This is a genomic window from Haloarcula sp. MBLA0138 (genome assembly GCF_055632455.1).
Genome location: NZ_JBVMVU010000002.1, coordinates 44,322 through 65,800, shown reverse-complemented (window position 1 = coordinate 65,800; position 21,479 = coordinate 44,322). Strand labels below are relative to the sequence as shown.

Sequence of the window (21,479 nt, the reverse complement as noted above, 5' to 3'; positions counted from 1 at the left end):
AACTCGTCCCCGAACACGCCACACGGGGATATGACGTGGTACAAGGCACTTTCTCCTGGTGAACTACCTGAGGGCCGAGTCAAGGCTGTCAGCTGTGGCGATACGACCGTCGCTGTCACCCATCACGACGGTGAATATGCTGCGCTCAATAACAGCTGTCCCCACCAAGGCGGCCCGCTCGGCGAGGGGTCGATCGAAACCGGGTGGCTCCGCTGTCCGTGGCACGGGTGGGATTTCGACCCGCTGACCGGCGAAACGCCCGGCCCACACGACGACTGCGTGGAGACGTTTCCGGTCGAGGAGCGCGACGACGGCATCTACGTCGGCTTCCCCGAAGAGGAGCCCCACGAACGGACAGTATCGGACGTCATCGCCGAGACACTTGTCAACTGGGGCGTGCGGCAGGTGTGGGGCATCGTCGGCCACTCGAATCTCGGCCTCGCTGACGCGCTCCGCCGGGAGGCTGACCAGGGGAACCTGACCTACTACGGTGTCCGTCACGAGGGCGCTGGCGCATTCGCCGCGTCGGCCTACGGAAAACTCACCGGTCGGCCGGCGGCCTGTTTCTCCATCGCCGGCCCCGGCGCGACGAACATGCTCACGGGCCTGTGGGACGCCAACGTCGACCGCTCGCCGACCATCGCGATCACGGGGCAGGTCGAGTCACAGGTCCTCGGCACGGGGAATTTCCAGGAGGTCGACCTCGAAGCCGCCTACGGCGACGTCGCCGAATTCGAGGCGACCGTCCTGCCGGACAGCCAGCACGCCGAACTCGCGACCCGAGCAGCCAAAACCGCCATCCTCGAACGCGGTGTCTCGCACCTGATCTTCCCGGACGAGATACAAACGCAGTCCGCCGAGGGTGTCGAGCCCGGCGACCCCGAGGGGCGCATCACGGAACGCGACATCAGTCCACCCAACGACGCACTCCAAGATGCGGTGGACCTGCTCGAAACCGCCGAGCGTCCGGTCATCATCGCCGGCCACGGCGCTCGCTTCGAGATGGACGGCATCGTCAACCTCGCCGAAAGGTTCGACTGTCCGGTGCTGACGACGTTCAAGGGGAAAGGCCAGATTCCCGACTCGCACCCGCTCGCGGGGGGCGTCCTCGGCCGGAGCGGAACGCCGATAGCGAGTCACTTCATGAACGAGGCGGACCTGCTGGCCGTCTTCGGCGCGAGCTTCTCGAATCACACGGGCATTGCCGAGTACAAGCCGATAATCCACGTCGACTACGACGCGATGACGCTGGGCAAGTTCCACAGCATCGACGTTCCCGTGTGGGGCGAGATCGGCGTCACTGTAGACGAGCTCATTGACCGCATTGAGAGCGTCGAGGCGGAGAGCCAGCGCGAGGAACTCGCCGCTCGGTGGGAGATCTGGCGCGAGGAGAAGGAAACTCGACGCGCCGGGACGCCCGAGCGTGGCGTCAACTACGCCACCGCCTTCGACGCGATGACGCGGCTCGTCCCCGACGATGCCATCATCCCCGTCGACGTGGGGAACAACACCTATGCGTTCGGGCGGTACTTCGAGCCGGAACACCAGCCCGTACTCATGTCGGGCTATCTCGGGTCGATCGGCTTCGCGTTCCCGGCGGCAATGGGCGCGTGGGCGGCCACGCAGGAACCCGAGTCGCCGTTCGCCGGTCGCAAGGTGGTCTCGGTCTCTAGCGACGGCGGCTTCGGGCAGTACATGAGCGAGTTCACGACCGCCGTCAAGTACGACATGGATGTCACCCACGTCCTGCTCAACGACGACGAGCTCGGGAAGATCAGCAAGGAACAGCGAACCGGTGGGTGGGACGTCTGGCAGACCGACCTCATGAACCCGAACTTCGCTGAGTTCGCCGAGAACTGTGGCGGTCACGGCGTCTTTGTCGACGACCCCGACGTACTCGATGATGCCCTCGAAAACGCAATCGCGTACGACGGCCCCGCCCTCGTCGAAGTCCTCACCGACTCGGACCCGGTGTGAACACCTCCGACACGATACTCCAGTTATGACACTCACTACACCCACTACATCGATTTCCGGTCAGCAATCATCGAGTCGTATCGAGCGTCGAACTAACCAGGCGTGGGGGTGCTCGACGTGAGTCGCTCCGACGAACAGACGACCGAACAGGTCGCCGTCTGGAGCGAGCTCCCCGATCGTGAACCCACACACGCTCGCGTCGAGGACGTCGACCTCGTGGTCGTTCGGTACGGCGACGAGGTGTCGGTTCTGTATGGCCGCTGCCTGCATCGTGGGGTGCTCCTCGGTGACGGGCACGTTGAGGGACACAATCTCATCTGCGGCGTACATGGCTGGGATTATCGGTACGACACAGGGATCAGCGAGTACGACAATTCGGAAGTCCTCGAGACGTTCACCGCGTGGGTCGACGAGGACGACGACGCCGTCTTCGTCGACGCGTCAGAAGTCGCGGCGTGGGCGGAAGAGAATCCACAACCGTACGATCCACCTGAAGCTGGCGACGGCGACGACGGGGCGATGCAAGGGGCAACCGACGACGTAGACGGCGGCTCGGTTGATCCCGAGTTCTACGGCGAGCCCGACTACGAGAACGAGCCGTACACACACTACATCCAGAGCCTCGCCCAGAAGGGGCCCGAGGGAATCGGTGAACACGGTGACGTCTCGGCGATGGGCGTTCCGCGCTCGGAGCTCCCGTCCTGGGATGACTTACAGATCCTGACTGCCCAGCTCGCGAATACCCCGCTCGACGACGAGGCCCCAGTCGACACGGAGCTCGTGATCGGACCGAACGCGGAGAACCCGCTCCAGCTGGACATCCCGATATTCGTGAGTGACATGAGTTTCGGTGCGCTCAGCGAGGAGGCGAAGGTCGCGATCTCGAAAGGAGCAGACCAGGCCGGCACGGGCATCTGTTCCGGTGAAGGCGGGATGCTCCCCGAAGAACAAGAGGTCAACTCCAGGTACTTTTACGAGTACGCGACAGGGGAATTCGGCTGGGACATCGACCTTGTCGAACGGGTCCAGGCGTTCCATTTCAAAGCCGGCCAGGGCGCGAAGACCGGAACCGGTGGCCACCTCCCGGGCGAAAAGGTACAGGGTCGGATCGCGGAGGTTCGTGATCTCGAACCGGGAACGGACGCTGTGAGTCCGGCGCGGTTCGACGACCTGCGGACGCCCGAGGACTTCGCCGAGATGGCTGACCGGGTACGCGACGTCGGCGGCGGCATCCCGATCGGGTTCAAGCTCTCCGCCCAGCACGTCGAGGAGGATATCGACTTCGCACTGGAGGCTGGTGCCGATTACCTGATTCTGGACGGCCGGGGCGGTGGGACCGGCGCCGCGCCGGACGTGTTCAAGAACAACATCTCCGTCCCGACGATGGCAGCGCTCGCGCGTGCCCGCCGCCACTTAGACGAGCGCGACCGGCCGGATGTGACGCTCATCGCAACGGGCGGCCTACGGACGGAATCTGACTTCATCAAGGCGATGGCGCTCGGCGCCGACGGGGTCGCGGTCGCGAACTCCGCGATGCAAGCTATCGGCTGTCTCGGGATGCGGGCCTGTGACTCGAACAACTGTCCGGTCGGGATCGCCACCCAACGAGAAGACCTCAGAAACCGGCTCGTCATCGACTCGGCCGCCGACGGGCTGCAGAACTTCTTCGAAGCGACCGTCGAATTGATGAAGGTGATGGCCCGTGCCTGTGGACACGATAGCCTCTCCGGGTTCGAACGCCGTGATCTGACGACCTGGAAGAAAGACATCGCCGACCTCACTGGTGTCGAGTACGCCGGTATCGGCCGAGGGACTGAACGGCGAATATAAAACTATCGCAGACGTGCCTGCTCGTCGGCGACGCCCGATACCGATTATTTTGTTCTCCTACTAGTTCGAGTATGGCCAGCAGTACTACTCCGCCGGGGTCAACCCCAGATCGAAACGATGTCATCGCGGATTCGTATGCGATTCATGTGGATGAGCGACGAATCAGTGTGTGGCAGTATCGTGTCGATATCTCCGCTCCTGACGGGGAGTGGCGTTTCATGGAAATGTTCGACCACGACGAAGATCCGAAACTGACCGTCGAACACGCGACACTGACGTCGCCCACAAAAGAGGGGTATTGGATATACAGCAGGTCCTACGACTGCGAACTAGACTGTGAGTAGCAGCAAATGACGATCTTAGTCACAGTTGCTGCGGTGGCAGAGAACGGCGTTATCGGCCGGAACGGCGAACTACCGTGGCCGAGCATCCCGGCCGACAAACGACAGTACCGAAAGCGGATCGCAGACTGGCCCGTCATCGTCGGTCGTCGAACGTTCGACTCGATGCGTGATGACCTGCCCGGAACGGCACAGATCGTATTGAGCCGATCAGCGTCCGAATACGCCGTCGAATCAGCACACCACGCAGGAGGCATCAACGACGCGGTCGCAACCGTCGAGTCGCTTGGGTCCGACCGCGCCTACGTCATCGGTGGGGCAGGCATCTACGACCTGTTCCAGCCCGTCGTCGATCGAATGGTACTCAGCCGGATACCCGGTGAATACGACGGTGACGCCTACTTCCCGGAATGGGATGCGAATGAGTGGACCGTCGTCGATCGCACCCCCTACGACGACTTCACCCTCGAAGAGTGGGTGCGAGAACCGAGCTAACGAGAGTCTCTGACCAACTATGGATACGTCTGATCTGCCCATACCTGTCGCCGAGTACCTCTCCACCAATCGTACAGAGCTGTTCGGGTTCACGGAGACGCTCGTCGGCTACGAGACACAGAATCCACCCGGACGAACGATCGATGTCGTCGAGTGGCTCGAAGATACGCTCGAGGAACCTTCGTTGTCGGTCGAACGCTTCGAAGTCGACCCCGAAAAGCCGAACCTCGTCGCTACGCTCCCCGGCCGGACCGACCGCACGCTGTGTTTCAACGGCCATCTCGACACCGTCCCGTTCGACGGAAGCGATTGGGCGTACGATCCGCTAGGTGAACGAGACGACGAGCGCATCTACGGGCGTGGAACGACCGATATGAAAGGCGCCGTCGCTGCAATGGTGCAGGTCGCGCTCGCTTACGCTCGCACCGGGACTGAACCACCAGTGACACTCCAGTTCGCCCTCGTGAGCGACGAGGAGACGGGCGGAGACGCCGGCCTCACGACGCTGCTAGAGACGTCCGAGTTCGATCCCGACGCCTGTGTCGTTGGCGAAACCACCGCTCGGAACGGGCGACATTCCGTCTCGGTTGCCGATCGTGGGAACATCTGGCTGACGCTCGAAGCGTCGGGCACTGCTGCCCACGGCTCACGGCCGATGATCGGGGAGAACGCGGTTGACCGACTAACAGATGCAATCGAGCAGCTGCGCCACGACTTCGGACAAGAGAAACTGTCGGTCGATTCATCGATGGACGAGATTATCGAGGAGTCCGTCGACTTCTACGAGCCGGAGGCCGGGGGCGAGGCTGCCCGCAGCCTGTACCGGTACCCGACGATCAATCTCGGCATCATCGAGGGCGGAACGGCGATCAACACAGTGCCGGCCTCGGCGTGTGCAAGAGTCGATATTCGATTGACCGCCGGTGTCGATACCAGAGAGGCACTCGGTGGGATACGGAACTGCTTGACCGGGATGGATGGTATCGAGATTGCGGACATCTCCTGGACCCGTGGGTCGTACGAACCGCTCGGGAGTCCAATCGTCGAAGCAAGCGCCCGGGCAGCCGAACATGTCGTCGACGACCAGGTCTACCGACGGAGTGCGACTGGTGGTGGCGACGCCAAGGTCCTCCGACACAACGGAATTCCCACGGTCGAGTTCGGCTTCGGCACCCAGACAGCGCACGGAACTGATGAATACACAACGACCGAGGCCCTGATTCGAAACGCCATCAGTTACGGAACGCTCCCAGTCCTCTACGAGCAATTCACGAGTACTGACGGATGATTGCAGCTATTGGGGGGACGACAGTTGCGCTGATGACGCTCGTTATTCTGGTCGCCGGAACGACGAATGGACTGGCTGGCTTCGGGTTCGCCCTCGTCGGGACGATGGCACTCGCAACGGTGATCGATCCGGCGACGGCAGTCGTGTTCATGATCATCCCTATTCTCGCGGTGAATCTTTCGCTGGTACGTGATCTCTCCCGGGAAGAGCTCCGAACCTGTAGTCGACGGTTTGGACCACTCATCGGTGCAGCACTGGTCGGCACGGTTGTCGGGATGGTTATCCTTAGTAGTCTTCCGACCGCCCCCCTGCGTGTCGGCCTCGGACTGGTGACTCTCGGCTTCGTCGGGACCGCTCAGCGACGGATCCCCCTCCCGGAGTGGTCGGCAGGTGGAATTGGTACGTTCAGTCACACGCGAGTCGGGATGCTCGGCGTCGGCGGCATCTCTGGACTGTTGTTCGGCGGGACGAACGTCGGTGTACAGCTCATCGCGTATCTTCGGAGCTTCGACCTCTCACACGGATTATTCGTCGGCGTCGTCGCGCTCGTATTCCTGGGACTCAACGGAATCCGCGTTGGTGTGGCGGGTCTGTTCGGGCTATATCCGAGCGGAATTGTCCTGTTCGCGTCCGTCGTCGCTGCCATCCCGGCCGTCATCGGAGTCGCAGTCGGGAAGCGCCTCCGAATCACCGCCAGCGAGCGGTCTCGCAGACTCGTCGTGCTGGGGCTGCTTACCGTGGTGGGAATCCGTCTGGTAGGCGGCGGGGCCGGAATACTGTGAATAGCGATGTCAGTATTTCAGTCGAGATCAGCTTCAAGCGAATAGATACGCTGCCTGGCATCCATAAACGAGATACGCGACTTGACGAGCCCGTTCTCTTCGAGTTGGGTGAGTGCATAGCGAACGGTTCGCGCTGGAAGAAGTGTCGACTCGGCGAGGGACGACTGGGTGCTATCGCCCTCATATTCGAGTGTTTTCGCGACGAGTTTTGCACTCGGCGGGAGGTCGTGGAGGGCAGTCGAAGGTGCTTGAGTGGACAAAGACGACTGGTCTGGCATCAATATCAGAGAATGGGATGGAATCATCTTAACCGACTACCGGAGATGCAACGCGGTTACACAACCGTTCGCTGGTCATCAATTACTCGTCCGTCGAGGCCCACTCCAAGAGGGGTTCGAGCCGAGTTCTCACCTCGCCCCCGTCGTCGGTCAGCGAGTACTCGACACGGGGTGGAATCTCGTTATACTGAGTCCGAGAGACCAGTCCGGCCTCCTCGAATTCGTCCAACCGTTTCGAGATGGTCGAGGTACTGGCGCTCGAGAGGTGCTCCTCGATCGCCCCAAACCGGAGTGACTCGTGAGCGCCAATGATGCTAATTAGCTGCATCGCATATTTCTGGCTGAGCGTGTCGATGACACCGGTCAGCGGACAGTAGCACGTTCCGTCGACATCGCACGTAGGGGCGGGTGATGATGTTGAATCTGCCATAGCTTCGTGGCCTCCGACCTACTCCATAGCTTTGGACTCCACAGTACAATTACTTCGCGTTCTAAACTTGTGACGAGATGGAGGAGCACAATTCGTATGATCTCGTGATTCTCGGCGGCGGAGCCGCTGCCTTTGCTGCCATCACGGAAGCGAGTGGACGAGGGCTTTCGACAGCAATGGTGAATACAGGACTCCCAATCGGCGGGATGTGCGTGAACGTCGGCTGTGTCCCGAGCAAACACCTCCTCGCTGTCGGCGAGAGTGCTGCCGCACCGCAGGAGAATCCGTTCGAGGCGGTCAGATACAGCGACGACGAGCCGACAGTCGACTGGGCGAAGGCACTCGACGGTACCGACGCTCTGGTCGAGCGGTTCCGGCAGGAGAACTACGTCAACGTCGCCGAGCACTTCGAGACGGATATCTACGAGGGCTACGGCCAACTGATTGACGACACGACCATCGAGATCGTCGACGGCGCCGACGAAGGGATACAGATCACCGGCAAGAAAACGCTAGTCGCGACCGGGAGTTCACCCTGGGCACCACCCGTCGACGGGCTGGACGATGTCGACTACTACACGAGCGAAACCATTCTCAGTACCTCACAAAGCTCGCAAGTTGAAGGAGTCCGCTTGCTGAGTTGTGTCCAAGCAAGCAAAGCAAGCGGACAGTGAAATCCACGAAGACCAACTTCTTAACTTCCTCGTCAACCGGCTTGACGAGGAAGTTTCTCTCACCCTGGCGAATAACGCTGAAATCGATCCCGAGGACATCTACGAGGTCCTCGTCGGCGCGACCGCCGACGGGACCTCGATCTCCACGCTGTGCAACTCCAGTGAAGACTCGCCATCGGCGAACACGATCCTCTACCACCTGCGGACGAAGTTCGAGCCGGAACGGCTCGAACGAGTCGCTAACACACTCCTTCGGCAGGATGTCGTCGAACTGCTCCCCGAGCAGGTGGAGGTCTGCGCAGACCTCCACCTGCGGCCCTACTACGGTGACGAAGCCGACACAGACGGCCTCTACCACTCGGAAGCGAAGCGGGGAACCACCGCGTTCCACGCGTACGCGACACTCTACGCGCGTGTGAAGAACAAACGCTACACGCTGGCGGTGCGCCGTCTCGAAGACGGCGACACCGCCAGCAGCGTCCTCGCTGAGTTCCTCGGTGTGCTTGACGGCCTTGACACCGAGGTCAAGGCCGTCTACCTCGATCGCGGATTCTACGACAGCAAGTGTCTCACGCTGCTTCAGGCGCATAACTACGCCTACGTGGTCCCGATCATCCGGTGGGGTGAGGCGATTCAGCAGGAACTCTCGGAAGGCTGGAGCCGCGTCATTCAACACGACCTGACAGGGAAACTCGACGGTCATAGCTGGACCGTCGAGTTTCCCGTCTACATCGACTGTACGTACCTGAATGGACGGTATGACGAGAACGGCGTGGCGCGTCACGGCTACGCCGCTGACGCGCCGTTCATCGAGACTCCACGCGACGCTCGATACCACTACTCGAAACGCTTCGGTATCGAGTCGAGCTATCGCTTGTCCGAGCAAGCGATAGCGACGACAACGACACGAGACGCAACGGTGAGACTGATGTACGTCGTGGTGAGTCTGCTGTTGCAGAACGTCTGGCGGTATCTCCACTACGAATACGTGGCGACGCCCCGCCGAGGTGGGCGTCGCCTCTGGTGGTGGCCGTACAAGGAGTTCGTGAATATGGTTCGCCGGGCCGCGTGGACGGCCCTCGCGGTGCGTCGGGCCGTCCCCGCAAACCGGCCACCTGACGACCGGTTTCATCGGTAGTCACTTACCAGGATCGCCGCCTTGTGAGTGGCTACGCTGTCGCGTCGGCGGCTGACCGCCGCCGACAGCGACAGCTCCGTCTCCGATTAGTGTTGTTCAACCGCTATCGACGACTCATCACGACAGAACAGGTGACTTAGGTCAGGCTAACTGGTGATGCTTTGTGAGGTACTGAATTTCGATAACTTACCTACCGATTCAGCTGCTGAAGAAATACTCACAGATTGGTGCCGGAGTTGACGACGTTCGTGAACACGGAGGACGATTAACCAACACAAGAGTCGTTCGGAAGGGGCTGTTGGTTAACCACGACCAACACAAAGTCGAACCCCCACACCCCGTGTGCGAGATGAAATCAGGAAAACGATGAGAGGGGGTGGTCGGGAAGAGAGAACGCGAGACACCCGAAATCCACGATATCACGGAGGAGAGAACGCAGAGGTAACAATATCAGAGTGAACTATGTTTCAGGGAAACTTTTACATAGTCACTCTGTCAACCATAGCCGCAATAGAACTAGAGTCGGTCGAAACGAAACGGTACGTTTCGTGATACGACCGAGCTCATTCGTGGTTTGCTTCCCTCGTGGGGTGGGTGTTATCGTCCATTCTTCGACCTCTCGTGGGCTCTCTGGTCAAATTTCGTGTTTCGTGAGTGGTGCGTCCCTGCCCACCCTCTCGTCAAATTCATATCGCACACGGGGTGTGGGGGTGACCTACCGACGAGATCTCGTCCCACGCGAGATTATCGAGAGATATGCCCGGTACTATCCGGATCGAGACCACGTCTGATGTTTCATCTTGCACACGGGGAGGTGTCTCTGCTGAGTTCTTCTGACCCGCCTCGTCGTTGACGGCTGTTCGACGAGCCTTCCGAGATTTCATATCGCACACGGGGGGCTATCACGACCAATTGATTTTGCCCGCGGTCACAGAGCCCAACCGACTACCCGACTCCTAAGCACTTCTATCGGGTGAATTCGACCGATTTAACCTCGCACACGGTACCCATATTTATTTATAGTTTCGACCTAACTGCGCAAACATGGCTGACGGCGATGATCAACAATCCCTCTCACAATCTATCAAAGGCCGTCTTCAGGAGGGAGTCCAAAATTCTGTCTTTCGAGACAAGGGGCTTCTCGACCCGGATGCCGTCATCGACGAGGATCGAATTGTCGGTCGTGATGAACAGCTGGACGACATCATCACCTACCTACGACCGGCACTGCAGGGGAATCGTCCGCCCAATATGCTCCTCTACGGGCCGTCGGGGACTGGGAAGTCACTCATCATCAATGCGGTCTGCCAGCAGGTTCTCGAACTCGCGAATTCGCAAGGAGATCGATTCGGCGTTATCAAAATCAACTGCCAGACGATCAAATCGCACGACCGGGCTGTCTATCGCCTCGTGAAGAACGCGGCCGAAGAAGCCGGCGTCGACGTCGGTGTCCCCGAGAGCGGGATCTCGACTGACCAGAAGCTCGATCGGTTCTACGAGATTCTGAGCAACAACTTCGACTCGGTCATCATCATCCTCGACGAGGTCGACCTTCTGGTGGGCCGGCAACGCGACCCGAACGACGAGCCGGCGTATTCGAAACTGCTCTACCAGCTGTCGCGAGCGTCCCAGCTTGGGCGCATCGAGGGCCATGTGTCCGTCGCCGCGCTTACGAACGATCCCCGATTCATGGAGGACCTCGACGGGCGGGCGGAGAGTTCGTTTAATCCGCAGGACGTTGTCTTCCCTGACTACGACGCGAATCAACTGCAGTCGATTCTCGAACGTCGTCGCGACGCGTACCAGGACGACGTCCTCGAAGATGGAATCATTCCGCTCAGTGCTGCATTCGCTGCTCAGGATCACGGCGATGCGCGGAAAGCAATCGATCTGTTCCGGAAGGCGGGCGAAATCGCTGACCGAGGTGGAGAAGATACGGTTCGTGAAGAGCACGTTCGCGACGCCCAAAAGGAAGCCGAACGGGACCGGACGCTGACCCAGATGCAGGGCCTCTCGACGCAAAAGAAGCTCTCGCTCTACGCTACTGCGATCGTCCCTGTTTATTCACAGCGCAATCTGAACGCTGTTCCCAGTACGGTTGCCTATCGAGTGTATCAGTACCTCACCGACCTTCTGGATGCCGATGAAAAATCGCGCGACTCCTATCTGCGATATATGAACGAAGCTGAGACCTACAATTTCGTCACGTCGGAGAAGCGGGGGCGCGGCTACGGGAGTGGTGTTCACAAAGAGTACACTTTCGTCGACGATCCGGAGGTAGTCGCCCAGACTCTCCAAGCTGATGTCCGCCTCGAGGATGCTGAACACGACGAGGATCTCGTCAAATCCGTTGTCAACGCGCAGATAGACGATTTCTTCGAAGGGAACTAACGCGAAGAGTCCCCGACGCCGGCTCCGAATTCATTTCGCACACGGGGGGTGGTTGCGGCGAGTGTGTTGTTAGATTGACTAGATATGTCTGACAAGGGTACGCAAGATTTCATTTCGCACACGGGGTGTCTCCCCTTCGACTCATCAGTCAATTCATCTCTCACACGGGGTCCCCTTGGGCAACGAGCGAAATCATATCGCACACGGGGGGTGCTGTCTTGACGCCGTCGGCGAATTCACTTCGCACACGGGGGGTGTGGTCCGGCGAAATAACGGCAGCTATCGGCTTACTCGTCCGGGTTGACTGGTCCTTTATATTTGGAGGTCACCTTGTCGCCTTCCCGCCACTGCCAGTAGTAGTAGCGGTTGTCGTTGATTTCCTTGATCGTGATCGTGGCCTTCGACGGGACGTCGTCCGGAAGATCGTCCGGCCGCTCGTCGATCTCGTCATCCTCCGACTCCTCCTCGAGACGGGCTTCGCGAGCTTTGTGCTCCGCCAACTCCTCGGCGTAGCGTGCGATGTGCTGGAGTTGGTCCGGCGAGTAGCCGTTGAGTGTGTTGACGATATCTGTCGGGAGTTCCGCCGGCGGCGTTGGTGGCTCGTAGGACATCAGCGGTCGCCTCGTATTAACCAACAATGCCCGTATCGGCATAGATTTGTTGGTTAACAGGATATCGTCTTGTCACGGGCTAAAGAGTACGAATAGCAAACTATTCAGAAATAGACGTGCCGTTAGACGCCGTCCGGACGGGGGGCGTTTTCGTACTTGACCATCTTCTCGGGCTTGTCGGAAATGGTGTCGTAGATCTGCTGGAGCGTCTCCTCCGCAGCGAGCAGGTTGTGCTCCTCCAGGAACTCCCGCCCTTCCTCCGTGAGGCCGTAGAACTTCCAGGGGTAGCCCTGCCGGCGCTGGTCGTCGTCCAGGGCGACCTCCTTGACGATACCGGCGTCGATGAGTTTCTGGATATGCTTGTAGACGGTGGCATCGCTCACGCTGGGGTTGAGCTCCTCGAGTTCGTACATCGAGGGGAGCTGGTCGGGGTGCTGGAGGATGTTGTTGATCAGCGCGAACCGCGTCTGTTGGGTGACGAAGTGGACGAGTTCGCGGGATTCCATCCCCTCAGCTGTCCCCAGGTCGGTGCTCATACGACACGATACACGGCCTGGCGGCAAGTAGTTTACCCTTGGGTAAACCACTCTGGACTAAATCACATCTGACTAAGCCGGTGATTTACTTCGTAAACCATATCGCACGGCGCTGAGAGGAATCGTGTATGTCCGACGAGGAGCCGCCCGTCCCCGAGGACGTCCTCACCAGTGCGAAGGACCAACTCGATGACGATGAGATTTCGCTGGCGGACAACGAGGAGATCCTCCACGCCCTGAGCGAACTGACCCCCGTCTACGAGAATGAACGCTCGTACTTCGTGCTGGGCAACTACGACCGGGAGCCGATTCGGCGGCTGAACCTCGTGGTCGACCGGCTCAACCGCCGGCAGGATGCCTACGCCTTCCGAATGGTCGACATCCGCGGGGAGTGGGACAACAGCATCCAGAAGTTTTGCCTGATTGCCGACATCGTCACCTACCTCGTTGGCGTCGCCGAGAAGGAACCGAGTGATTTCCTCGTCGAGCAGGGCCTCCTCGTCGGCACGACGGAGTTCTTCGCGAAGAGTCACGTCCTCAAGCGGGTGTATGAGGACGAAGAACACCCCTTCGGGTGGATGCAGGACGGCGTCTTCGAGCTGTTCGAGCAAGAGGGACGGCTGTATCGCTGGCAGACCGAGGAGGAACTCGTCGACGTCACAGAAGAGCTCCCGTGACGGCAGTGGAACCGTAACTGTCTGCGTTAACCAACGTGGAGGATGACCAAGGTGGTCTGTTGGTTAATCAGACTCCGTCCGCATCAGCCGGGAGTCGACCATCCGGTCGCGGCACTCGGCCGCGCTTGATTTCGTGATCGACGCGACGCAGGTGCTTACATCCGCCGGCGGGGGAGCGCTGCTGCCAGTCTGGACAGGTACAGGATTCGCCGACGACGTCGACTTCGTAGCGGTTCCCGGACGCCGACTGGACCTCGTACCGACCGCCCTTCTCCAGCAACGAGACCGACATCTCCTCGGTGACCGCGCGACGGGTACGGGGTTCGAGATCGTCGACCTGCCTACCGTTGGCTGAAGCGACCATCCGGTCGCGAACGTCCCCTGTACAACCACCATCCGGCGCGACGGCGTCAGGCCCGTGGACTCGCTCCTGAAGGAGGTCCTCAATCGGGTGGCCCTGTGGCCATAGGAAGTGGACTTCACGCCGTTCGCGATGGTCGTAGGACCCACAGTCGACAGCGCGTCCGGTCCAGACCCGCCACGCCCCAAGCGCACTCATCACGTCGACGATGAGGCGCGGAACTGACTCGTGCTCGGCGGGGTAGAAGATCCGGAAGCGCGTACATTCCTCCTGCGGGGGGACCGTTGTCCACCATTCGACATCGGTGTGCCAGCTCTCGAACATCGCCGTATCCTGCCCGTAGCCGACGGTCACATCATCGATTCGCGGGAGTGTACTGTCTGGATCGGCCGGTCCCTCTTCGAGCAGGTTCAGCACCGCGTACCGCAGATACTCGTGGGCTGCGTTCTCAGTCGAGTGGGCGACCTGTTCGTGGTTGGTTGCGATCTGTTCTGCTTCCTCAAGAACGGCGGAGAGGTATCTCTCGGTCATCGGTCGTGGTCTCCGGTGGGTGCCTCCGCCCCTCTGCGGGCACTGAAAGACTTAACCAACAGAGTAGGCGGACGGCACTCTATGTTGGTTAATACCTGCTGTCGAGGGCGTCGATGATCTCTTCAGCCGTGGTGCTGATCCGGCCGAGGCGCTCACGAACGATGTCGGGATCGTCCGACTCCCACGCGGCCAGGTAGAACGCTGACCCGCTCGTGTCGAGCCCGTAGTACCGACCGACGACGTAGGCGACCGCCTCGGCCTCGACCTCGCGTTTCGACCGCTCGGTATCGTCCTCGACCTCGAAGTGCAACAGGGCGTGGGCGTACTCGTGAATCAGCGTCCGGGCGAGATCGGCATCGTTCTGCCGGTCGCGAACCTCGACGAGCGGCTGGACGTCGACGAGGCTCAGCTGCTCACAGATGCCCTTCGCCTCGCCGTGGGTCCACTCCGCTTCCGGCACGATTCGTACCGTGACGCCGAGTTCGTCGGCGACACCGGTCAGCCGAGCAACGAGGTCGCCGGCGTCTCCGGTGGCTTCCGTGTCGAGATCGGGAAGTGGTTCTCCCTCGGTCTGAGAGATGTCGAACACCGGGGCAGGCTTGAATCCGACGAGGCCCTCGGACCACTCCTCGGGCGGCGTCTCGTCGTACTCACAGTCGCTGTCCTCGTGGTAGCTCGGCGAGTTCTCGCACTCCGGACATTGCTTGGTGATGATCGGGGCCCAGATCCAGATGGCTGACTCGCCCTCCTGGACGTGCCGATCGAACTCCTCCTGCCACGCTCGGTAGCCGGCGACCTTTGTCGCGTCGGGGTACTGCCGCTTGATGAGCAGCGTGTTCCGGTAGGAGTAGTCGTGGAACCGGCTCTGAACGTCCAGCCACTCTTGGAACTCCGCGCTGGCCTGTGCATCGTCGACGCCGGCGACGAGGTCGTCGATCCACTGTTTGATGGTACTGTTCATCTCGTCGGATCGCGTGTCGGTCTGGTCGAAGGAGACCGACGAGTCTCTGGTCGTGGACATAGTGGTCACTGAATCGGTTGAACGCGATTTCGCCAGTTCAGAACGCGCCGCACCCCTCAGGGGCGGATGAACAACCCTCGAGGACCGCTATCGAAGCTCGGCTGTATCGTCCGCGAAGCCGACCGTGACGAGATACTCGAGGAACTCGTCGAACCTATCCACGTCGCTGGGCGTGTCGGTCGCGAGGTGGCGGGCCCACTCGACTGCCCACTGAAACGCAGGATCAGCTCCGCCCTTCCCATGGATATACCACCAGCGCGCCGCTTTCAGCACGACGAGCGGGTTCGTCGGCGGCTCCGTACTCGCTAGCGCACAGGTCAGCGACTGAATCTCCTCGGGAACGTCGCTTGCGTCGATGTCGCCGGACTGCGTGTTTGTTATATCGACGGGGATCTCGTCGATCGAGACATCGCTCGGTGACTGTTGCTGACTCACGAAAATCACCTGACTGCGAGGGCGTTCGCTGAAGCCCTCACCCTCTCAGGGGGCAGAAAAACAATCCACAGTCGGTCCACCGGTGTCTCAGCGGCCGATGGTGCCCTGGCGCGTGACCGGCGCGTCCGGGTTGATGCTGAACGCGACGATGGTGGCGTCCTCGTTTGCCGTGACCGCCACATCGTCGTCGCCGGTCACGAGTGCGCTCTCGGTGTACCCGACCGACTCATCACCGACTTCGACGGCGCCGTCGAACACGTACAGGTAGGTGTGCCGGCCCGATCGCGACGGGAGCGTGGTCGTGGCCTCGGCGGCGAGGCGGCAGTCGTAGAAATCGACATCGTTCCGCACGTACAGCGGGGCGTCGGTGCCTTCGGGGCCGAACAGGTGGCGCCATTCGCCGGCGACAGGATCGGGAATCGTCTCGTGCTGGATGCCCGGTTCGAGGTCGAGGCTGTGTGGGCGGACGAAAATCTGGAGCATCCGTAGCGGCGGGTCGTCCGCGAGCGTCTCCTCGGAATGCCAGAAGCCGCTGCCGGCGTTCATCACCATCAGGTGGTCGGGGTCGGTGACCAGCTGGTTGCCCTGGCGGTCGTCGTGGCGCATCACGCCGTCGGGGACCCACGAGATGATCTCCTCGTTGCGGTGCTGGTGCATCCGGATCAAGGTTCCGGGGTCCATGAACGACTCCACGACGGTCGCGAGCGGCCCGTAGCCGTGGTCGTCGTGGTCGGGGACGGCACGGCCGGGGAAGTTCAAGTGGATCCGAAACTTGCCCTGGTTCTGCGAGACATCCGTTCGCGGCGCCGTGTAGATACGAGATTGGGTCTGTGCGGAAGGCGACTCGTCCATTACCCTGTGTAGTCGCTCACCCGCTAAATGGGTTCTGCGCCCCGGCTCCCGGCTTCACGCTGAGTAGTGGATCGTGTCTCTCACGCCGGCGGCAAGTAGACACTCTGCTCGCCGGCGATTTCCTCGAGGTTGTTCCGGTGACGGTGGCTGAAGTAGCACTCGTAGCTGCAGTAGCCACAGATTGCGCCGGTATCGTATTCGGCGACATAGGGACCGCGACGGGTTTGCCAGACGTTCGTTTCGCACTCGGTACAGGCCGCCTGCTCGAGGTCGGCTGGCCGCGGCCCTTCATACTCGACGCCCAACCCGTCGTCTTGGGGTGACGATTCAGGCCAGACCCCGTGGGCCTCCCAGAACTCGCGGATGCGGGCGAGGCTGTGGCGCACGGTCTTTCGGACGGTGACGTGGTCGGCGTCGCGACCGCTGTCGTCCCAGCCGTCGGCCGTCCAGAACTCACCGAACTGCGCACCTCGATGCAGTCCGTTCCAGTCGACACCGACGATGTCGGCTGGTGGCTCATCCGTGAGTGTCGGCCGGGTCAGCTGTCGAATGGCGTCGAGCTGCTTCGGCGGACTCCCACCGAGAATATGGACGCGTCGCCCTCTCCAATCAGTCGGGTCGGAGAACTCGTGGGCGAGGCGGTCGGCATACCCGCGTGAATAGCCGAGGACGATATCATCAGGAATCGCGTCGATCACTGCCTGGGATTTCGGGACGATGATGAGCTCGGCATCGGGAAAGCTGCCCTGAATCTCGCGAGCGGCAGCAACGTGGTCGTCGACGGCGGCGTGGTCGTAGACGTCACCGATGACACCAACCTGAGGCTCGTACTCGAAGAAGCGATCGACGAACCGTTCCAGATCGGGGTTCCGGAAATCGTTGTCCAACATCCCAACCGAGAGGGTGAGGTCCTGATACTGGTCTGCCTGATACCCACAGTCCTCCCGGAAACCAGGGAGATACCCGAGTCTGAAAGCGTCGAGCGCGAACGGGAGTCGATGAAGGAAGGCCACGAACTCTACCTGACGGGCAGCGGCGATTTGACTGGCCGTGGGACTGCTGTGGCTCTTGAGAATGGACATGAATGCGAGCCCGCGGGCTCGGCACCCCGCACCCTTCCAGGGGTGACTGACAAACTCTGATTAACCAACACACCTGGGAACCGGCGAGGTACTGTTGGTTAACCGAGTTACTCCTCGTCCTCTGCCTCGCGGAGTTCAGCTGCCTTGCGCTCGAGTCGCTTCAGGATCGGCGTTCGGTTCTGGTGGGCGTTCTCGTACGCGACGCATTCCCGGAGCGTCTCCAGATCCGGAATCGTCGCGATCCCGGCCTCGATCAGACGATGATTGGGCGCTTCGAGGCGTTTCTCAGGCGGGAACCCGTCATCACCTTCGTCGGTATCCGTAGACTGAGCCATCTCTGTTGGCCTCCACCCCTCGAGGGCGAGAGAAACAGACCGCCGGCTACAGCTTCGTTGCGACGTCAGCTCATCGCATCCTGGAACCGCTCACGGAGGGCGTCCTCCCGCTCCTCGAACTGGTCGACCTTCTCCTGGAGGTCGTCGCTGACACGCTCGATGCTCGCGAGTGCCCGCTCGCCGGCGAGCGACGCCTGCGACCCGTCGTCGCCGTCCGCCTCCAGCTGCTCCTCGTAGGCTCGTTCGACGCGCTCGATTGTACCCTCCGGGTTGAACAGGATGTCGTTGGCCGTACGAACGTAGCCGTCCAGCGACGCTCCTTCCTTGCCCTGGAAGAAGTGAGTGAGCGCGTACGTCGCCCCAGAATGCAGCGTCCACATATCGATCTCGACGGGAGAGGCCGCGTTGGCCTCCGCATCACTCGCGGCACGCTCGGCCAGGTAGTCCGGGAAGCCGAGCAGGCTGTAGAACTCCGTGACCGTGAACGGGAGCTCCGAGAAGTCGAGGTCGATGTCTTGGGCGTCACGGATGAACTCGAAGAGGTCGTCGGCGACGAGTTCGACCTGTGCGAGGATCTCCTCCCACCAGGTCCGGAAGCTCCGCACGTCGCCGACGTGCTTAATGACCTCCTTGTCGGTGAGCGAGCGCATCGTGTTCGAGCAGTAGCCGTCCTGGGCGAATCCCTCAACGTAGACCGCGTGCTCGCCGAAGAAGTCGTAGCCCGACGTGACGCCCATCGTGATCGGGTCCGACCGGCCGGGGAGGCGCACCTCGAGGCCATCGAACATGATGTCCATATGGACTTCGCCGCCGCCCCGGTAGCGACGAATCTCGCCGAACATCACGTCACCCAGCGGCGTTCCGTCGATGGTCTCCTCCCGAAGGACCTCCTCCAGGGGGCCGTAGACGTCGACCGGGTTGATGATCGAGTACGAGTCGGTCGGAATATGGAACAAGGAATCCGTTTCGGCGTCCTCCTCACGGGCCTGCTCTCGAGCACGACTCGGCTCGACGAGCGCGTTGAACCGCTCCGTCTCGACCCACTCGTCGGTGTAGGGGTTCTGGTACGCCACGGTTGTCTCGACGGCCTGCGGGAGGTCACGGATCGCCTCGGCGAAGGTCACGGCGTCGTCGCCCCCGTGACGCTGTCGGTACCACTCGGGCAGTTCGGTGTCGGTACGTCCATCGACGCCAGCGAAGATGGTTCTCGACTCTGGGTCTTTCATCTCGGTCACCTCGACGCAGGAACGCTCATCGACGGCCGCCTGCATCGTCTCGCGCCCTGCGCCCCTCTGCCGGGCGCAACAACAACACCACGTTAACCAACACTGACCCAGGGAGCCGCTGGCTGTTGGTTAACCGACCCACCGCCGGGGGACTGCTACACTGTCGTTACTCGGTGCTGGAGCGGCTTAGCCGAACCTGCTCCGGGTTCGGAACCCAGGGATGGTCCTCCCAGCAATGAAGGGCGTGAGCACGGGGCGACTCGAACTCGGCTCCGCAGGATCCACACTCGTAGACATCGTCGGGCCAGGGCTCACTGAGGTACATCGCCGTCACCGTCGTTCCAACCGGCTCGGGAGCTCCGCTTCGCTGAACGTACCGGTAGCCGCGAACGGTCCGCTGACGGATCGCTGTCCGGGCGATCTCGGCGGGTTTGCCGTCGGGGAGATACACCCAGCGAACGAAGTCGTCGACCGACTCCTTGGCTGAGGGCTGGCGGATGAACCACCGCTCGTGGGCATCCCGGAACAGGTAGCGTTCAGTTCCCCTGTTTTGGAGGTACACCGGATCACCCTGGCCGGGAATGAGTCGTAGCCCGAGGTCCGGCGATATCGGGTCCAACAGGCGCTCAACCGCTGATGGATCGCGCTCCGGCTGGTTGTCCGAGCCCTCCTCTGCTGCGAACTCATCAAGACGAGCATTCGTAGTCACGGGGTCCACCGTCCGAGTGAGGTCTGTTCCCGCTCGGACTCGGCAGGCACTTCACAGAGAAACCGCCACTTCGGCCGGTCTCGGATCTGCTTGTCGGGTCGGTTACCTGCCTGTCCGGGCTCCGTTTTCCCGGCGCAGTGCCAGCCCTTGTCTCTGAGCGCTTTGATCATCGAGCCGTCGAAGTCAGCTCGCACGAACGTCAGCAGAAGGCGAACGCCTCGCCGCCGGCCGTGCCGGCGCACGAACCGTTCCATCGACCGGGCGAGCGCGGCAGAGGCGAGATTCGGGAAGTCGACACCGATGCAGATCCGTGCTGCCTCGACGATTTCGTCACCCTCGTATCGCGTCCCGTCGTACTCCAGCGAGCGAATCAGCGGATAGCGCCACGTAATCGCACCCAGTAGCTGGTCCTGGTAACAGAGTCCGTGATGAACGAGGTTCGTCCGCGGGACACTGTCCATATAGGAATGATGGGCTTCGTAGATTGCGCCGGCGACGTGCCGCGGGATCGATTCGATGTGTACGCGCTCTGCGAACCGCAGGCCGAGCGGCGCCGTGACTGGCTTGCCGTCGCGATGAATGGGACACGAGCACCCCTCGGGAGTGCGCGTGTACTGGAATCCGGTACTCGCCCGCTGGCCGGGAGAACGTGTCTGCGTCACGAGTCGGTACCGTCAGTCTGCTCTTGCCGGTCGTTGTACCGTTCCAGTTCGCGACCGATTTTCTCGAGTGCCTCGACCCCGCGTTCGATCAGCTGGTGGGTGGCTCGCGACAACCGAAGCGTCTCCATCAGCACTCCTCCTCTGGTGGCTCGATGAGGTCGTTGCTCTCGTCAACGAGGGCACGGATGGCCTGCTCGACATCGGCATCGTCCGAAACCGTCCGGCTCGCCAGGGGTGCTGGGTAGGCACGGTCTCCCTGACTGCAGAGGACGGCCAGCCAGCCGTCGGTTCCCTCCCCGAGCACGATGAAGTGGTCGCGATCAGCCCGCTGGAAGACTCGCCGGTCGGGGCGAGTGACCGTTCGCCAGTTCTCGGGGAGTGACGGTGACGGCCCCCCGCCGTCGGGAAGGGCGACGACGTCGTCGGTGATCGTCGCCATCGCCGCGTCGATCTCTTCGCCGGTGAGGTGCCAGCACGCCGCGGGGCCATCACACTCGAGTTGGCTGATCACACGATTCCGGAACGCGATGTAGTGTTCTCGGGCGACCTGGGCGTCGTTGTAGTAGTCGAGGAGGAGCCCACAGGCGAGCTGTGCAGGCCCGCTTCCAGCATATCCCCACTCGAAGCCCGTTGGACTGTGGTTGATCAGATCGAGACTTCGATCCGGAGTGAGACGCTGGTGTTCGGGGAGATTCAGAACGACGGCGTGGCCGTCGACGCGAAAGCCGACGTATTCGACGGGGTCGTCGCGACGGTGAGCGAGCGCTTCTGTCTGGATTCCGCTTGACGTGGGACGTCGTGCGTTCCCGTACATCGG

Annotated in this window: 24 protein-coding genes and 1 pseudogene; 10 read left to right on the top strand and 15 right to left on the bottom strand. The window is 61.4% G+C overall.

Going from position 1 to position 21,479, the window contains the following annotated elements:
- Positions 1–30 precede the first annotated feature (30 nt).
- The 6 genes from ACV7JO_RS15765 to ACV7JO_RS15740 all read left to right on the top strand — a co-directional run bounded on the left by ACV7JO_RS15765 (position 31) and on the right by ACV7JO_RS15740 (position 6,713).
- A complete protein-coding gene (locus ACV7JO_RS15765) occupies positions 31–1,977 on the top strand; it encodes a thiamine pyrophosphate-binding protein (RefSeq protein WP_470356231.1) in 1,947 nt (648 codons plus the stop codon).
- A 117-nt stretch (positions 1,978–2,094) separates the two neighbouring features.
- Positions 2,095–3,807 (top strand): glutamate synthase-related protein, encoded by a 1,713-nt coding sequence (locus ACV7JO_RS15760; protein WP_470356064.1) that lies wholly within the window; start codon positions 2,095–2,097, stop codon positions 3,805–3,807.
- Positions 3,808–3,878: 71 nt separating this feature from the next.
- Positions 3,879–4,151 carry a hypothetical protein gene (locus ACV7JO_RS15755; protein ID WP_470356063.1) on the top strand — a complete coding sequence of 91 codons (273 nt, stop codon included), beginning with the start codon at positions 3,879–3,881 and terminating at the stop codon, positions 4,149–4,151.
- Between the two features lie 6 nt (positions 4,152–4,157).
- Entirely contained in the window at positions 4,158–4,643 is a 486-nt protein-coding gene (locus ACV7JO_RS15750; RefSeq protein WP_470356062.1) for a dihydrofolate reductase, read from the top strand.
- 19 nt (positions 4,644–4,662) lie between these two features.
- Complete coding sequence (locus ACV7JO_RS15745) at positions 4,663–5,931, top strand: M20 family metallopeptidase (RefSeq protein WP_470356061.1); 1,269 nt, start codon at positions 4,663–4,665, stop codon at positions 5,929–5,931.
- Positions 5,928–6,713 carry a sulfite exporter TauE/SafE family protein gene (locus tag ACV7JO_RS15740; RefSeq protein WP_470356060.1) on the top strand — a complete coding sequence of 262 codons (786 nt, stop codon included), beginning with the start codon at positions 5,928–5,930 and terminating at the stop codon, positions 6,711–6,713. Before ACV7JO_RS15745 ends, ACV7JO_RS15740 begins: the two co-directional genes overlap by 4 nt.
- 17 nt (positions 6,714–6,730) lie before the next feature.
- Here the strand turns inward: ACV7JO_RS15740 and ACV7JO_RS15735 are convergent, their stop codons facing one another.
- Complete coding sequence (locus ACV7JO_RS15735) at positions 6,731–6,991, bottom strand: MarR family transcriptional regulator (RefSeq protein ID WP_470356059.1); 261 nt, start codon at positions 6,989–6,991, stop codon at positions 6,731–6,733.
- Between the two features lie 82 nt (positions 6,992–7,073).
- Positions 7,074–7,421: a winged helix-turn-helix transcriptional regulator gene (locus ACV7JO_RS15730; protein WP_338918253.1), complete on the bottom strand. Its 348-nt coding sequence runs from the start codon at positions 7,419–7,421 to the stop codon at positions 7,074–7,076.
- Positions 7,422–7,498: 77 nt separating this feature from the next.
- Here ACV7JO_RS15730 and ACV7JO_RS15725 point away from each other — a divergent pair.
- From ACV7JO_RS15725 to ACV7JO_RS15715, 3 genes and pseudogenes are all read left to right on the top strand, one after another.
- Positions 7,499–8,017, top strand: a pseudogene (locus tag ACV7JO_RS15725) (FAD-dependent oxidoreductase); the annotation flags it as partial.
- Between the two features lie 46 nt (positions 8,018–8,063).
- Positions 8,064–9,233, top strand: coding sequence for an ISH3 family transposase (locus ACV7JO_RS15720; RefSeq protein WP_470353182.1), 1,170 nt, complete (start codon positions 8,064–8,066; stop codon positions 9,231–9,233).
- Between the two features lie 1,044 nt (positions 9,234–10,277).
- Positions 10,278–11,624 (top strand): orc1/cdc6 family replication initiation protein, encoded by a 1,347-nt coding sequence (locus ACV7JO_RS15715; RefSeq protein WP_470356058.1) that lies wholly within the window; start codon positions 10,278–10,280, stop codon positions 11,622–11,624.
- A gap of 287 nt (positions 11,625–11,911) precedes the next feature.
- Here the strand turns inward: ACV7JO_RS15715 and ACV7JO_RS15710 are convergent, their stop codons facing one another.
- Both ACV7JO_RS15710 and ACV7JO_RS15705 read right to left on the bottom strand, forming a co-directional pair.
- Entirely contained in the window at positions 11,912–12,235 is a 324-nt protein-coding gene (locus tag ACV7JO_RS15710) for a DUF6788 family protein (protein WP_470356057.1), read from the bottom strand.
- 122 nt (positions 12,236–12,357) lie between these two features.
- Entirely contained in the window at positions 12,358–12,771 is a 414-nt protein-coding gene (locus tag ACV7JO_RS15705; protein WP_092665166.1) for a MarR family winged helix-turn-helix transcriptional regulator, read from the bottom strand.
- Positions 12,772–12,899: 128 nt separating this feature from the next.
- Here ACV7JO_RS15705 and ACV7JO_RS15700 point away from each other — a divergent pair, with 128 nt between their 5' ends.
- On the top strand, positions 12,900–13,448 hold the full coding sequence (locus ACV7JO_RS15700; protein ID WP_435185882.1) for a DUF8170 family protein: 549 nt from the start codon (positions 12,900–12,902) through the stop codon (positions 13,446–13,448).
- 67 nt (positions 13,449–13,515) lie between these two features.
- On the opposite strand, the gene ACV7JO_RS15695 is transcribed toward ACV7JO_RS15700, so the two are convergent.
- From ACV7JO_RS15695 to ACV7JO_RS15645, 11 genes are all read right to left on the bottom strand, one after another.
- Complete coding sequence (locus tag ACV7JO_RS15695; RefSeq protein WP_470356056.1) at positions 13,516–14,340, bottom strand: hypothetical protein; 825 nt, start codon at positions 14,338–14,340, stop codon at positions 13,516–13,518.
- Positions 14,341–14,428: 88 nt separating this feature from the next.
- Positions 14,429–15,361 (bottom strand): ImmA/IrrE family metallo-endopeptidase, encoded by a 933-nt coding sequence (locus ACV7JO_RS15690; protein WP_470356055.1) that lies wholly within the window; start codon positions 15,359–15,361, stop codon positions 14,429–14,431.
- A gap of 87 nt (positions 15,362–15,448) precedes the next feature.
- A complete protein-coding gene (locus ACV7JO_RS15685; RefSeq protein WP_470356054.1) occupies positions 15,449–15,796 on the bottom strand; it encodes a DUF8013 domain-containing protein in 348 nt (115 codons plus the stop codon).
- Positions 15,797–15,883: 87 nt separating this feature from the next.
- Complete coding sequence (locus ACV7JO_RS15680; RefSeq protein WP_470356053.1) at positions 15,884–16,648, bottom strand: pirin family protein; 765 nt, start codon at positions 16,646–16,648, stop codon at positions 15,884–15,886.
- An 80-nt stretch (positions 16,649–16,728) separates the two neighbouring features.
- On the bottom strand, positions 16,729–17,730 hold the full coding sequence (locus tag ACV7JO_RS15675) for a DUF6610 family protein (RefSeq protein WP_470356052.1): 1,002 nt from the start codon (positions 17,728–17,730) through the stop codon (positions 16,729–16,731).
- 107 nt (positions 17,731–17,837) lie between these two features.
- A complete protein-coding gene (locus ACV7JO_RS15670) occupies positions 17,838–18,065 on the bottom strand; it encodes a DUF8129 domain-containing protein (protein ID WP_470356051.1) in 228 nt (75 codons plus the stop codon).
- 65 nt (positions 18,066–18,130) lie between these two features.
- Positions 18,131–19,336, bottom strand: coding sequence for a hypothetical protein (locus tag ACV7JO_RS15665; protein ID WP_470356050.1), 1,206 nt, complete (start codon positions 19,334–19,336; stop codon positions 18,131–18,133).
- A 121-nt stretch (positions 19,337–19,457) separates the two neighbouring features.
- Positions 19,458–20,000 carry a hypothetical protein gene (locus ACV7JO_RS15660; protein WP_470356049.1) on the bottom strand — a complete coding sequence of 181 codons (543 nt, stop codon included), beginning with the start codon at positions 19,998–20,000 and terminating at the stop codon, positions 19,458–19,460.
- Positions 19,997–20,662, bottom strand: a complete 666-nt coding sequence (locus ACV7JO_RS15655; protein ID WP_470356048.1) for a hypothetical protein — start codon at positions 20,660–20,662, stop codon at positions 19,997–19,999. The genes ACV7JO_RS15660 and ACV7JO_RS15655 overlap by 4 nt, the downstream gene beginning before the upstream one ends.
- Positions 20,659–20,790: a hypothetical protein gene (locus ACV7JO_RS15650; RefSeq protein WP_281284949.1), complete on the bottom strand. Its 132-nt coding sequence runs from the start codon at positions 20,788–20,790 to the stop codon at positions 20,659–20,661. Before ACV7JO_RS15650 ends, ACV7JO_RS15655 begins: the two co-directional genes overlap by 4 nt.
- Positions 20,790–21,476 carry a DUF6166 domain-containing protein gene (locus ACV7JO_RS15645; RefSeq protein WP_470356047.1) on the bottom strand — a complete coding sequence of 229 codons (687 nt, stop codon included), beginning with the start codon at positions 21,474–21,476 and terminating at the stop codon, positions 20,790–20,792. The genes ACV7JO_RS15650 and ACV7JO_RS15645 overlap by 1 nt, the downstream gene beginning before the upstream one ends.
- Positions 21,477–21,479 lie beyond the last annotated feature (3 nt).

Bases quoted from the DNA above. Each gene is read 5' to 3' on its own strand.
- ACV7JO_RS15705 (WP_092665166.1), bottom strand. From the start codon at position 12,771: ATGAGCACCGACCTGGGGACAGCTGAGGGGATGGAATCCCGCGAACTC.
- ACV7JO_RS15645 (WP_470356047.1), bottom strand. From the start codon at position 21,476: ATGTACGGGAACGCACGACGTCCCACGTCAAGCGGAATCCAGACAGAA.
- ACV7JO_RS15690 (WP_470356055.1), bottom strand. From the start codon at position 15,361: ATGTCCACGACCAGAGACTCGTCGGTCTCCTTCGACCAGACCGACACG.
- ACV7JO_RS15665 (WP_470356050.1), bottom strand. From the start codon at position 19,336: ATGCAGGCGGCCGTCGATGAGCGTTCCTGCGTCGAGGTGACCGAGATG.
- ACV7JO_RS15650 (WP_281284949.1), bottom strand. From the start codon at position 20,790: ATGGAGACGCTTCGGTTGTCGCGAGCCACCCACCAGCTGATCGAACGC.
- ACV7JO_RS15675 (WP_470356052.1), bottom strand. From the start codon at position 17,730: ATGTCCATTCTCAAGAGCCACAGCAGTCCCACGGCCAGTCAAATCGCC.
- ACV7JO_RS15710 (WP_470356057.1), bottom strand. From the start codon at position 12,235: ATGTCCTACGAGCCACCAACGCCGCCGGCGGAACTCCCGACAGATATC.
- ACV7JO_RS15755 (WP_470356063.1), top strand. From the start codon at position 3,879: ATGGCCAGCAGTACTACTCCGCCGGGGTCAACCCCAGATCGAAACGAT.
- ACV7JO_RS15670 (WP_470356051.1), bottom strand. From the start codon at position 18,065: ATGGCTCAGTCTACGGATACCGACGAAGGTGATGACGGGTTCCCGCCT.
- ACV7JO_RS15745 (WP_470356061.1), top strand. From the start codon at position 4,663: ATGGATACGTCTGATCTGCCCATACCTGTCGCCGAGTACCTCTCCACC.
- ACV7JO_RS15735 (WP_470356059.1), bottom strand. From the start codon at position 6,991: ATGCCAGACCAGTCGTCTTTGTCCACTCAAGCACCTTCGACTGCCCTC.
- ACV7JO_RS15730 (WP_338918253.1), bottom strand. From the start codon at position 7,421: ATGGCAGATTCAACATCATCACCCGCCCCTACGTGCGATGTCGACGGA.
- ACV7JO_RS15715 (WP_470356058.1), top strand. From the start codon at position 10,278: ATGGCTGACGGCGATGATCAACAATCCCTCTCACAATCTATCAAAGGC.
- ACV7JO_RS15700 (WP_435185882.1), top strand. From the start codon at position 12,900: ATGTCCGACGAGGAGCCGCCCGTCCCCGAGGACGTCCTCACCAGTGCG.
- ACV7JO_RS15740 (WP_470356060.1), top strand. From the start codon at position 5,928: ATGATTGCAGCTATTGGGGGGACGACAGTTGCGCTGATGACGCTCGTT.
- ACV7JO_RS15680 (WP_470356053.1), bottom strand. From the start codon at position 16,648: ATGGACGAGTCGCCTTCCGCACAGACCCAATCTCGTATCTACACGGCG.
- ACV7JO_RS15750 (WP_470356062.1), top strand. From the start codon at position 4,158: ATGACGATCTTAGTCACAGTTGCTGCGGTGGCAGAGAACGGCGTTATC.
- ACV7JO_RS15765 (WP_470356231.1), top strand. From the start codon at position 31: ATGACGTGGTACAAGGCACTTTCTCCTGGTGAACTACCTGAGGGCCGA.
- ACV7JO_RS15695 (WP_470356056.1), bottom strand. From the start codon at position 14,340: ATGACCGAGAGATACCTCTCCGCCGTTCTTGAGGAAGCAGAACAGATC.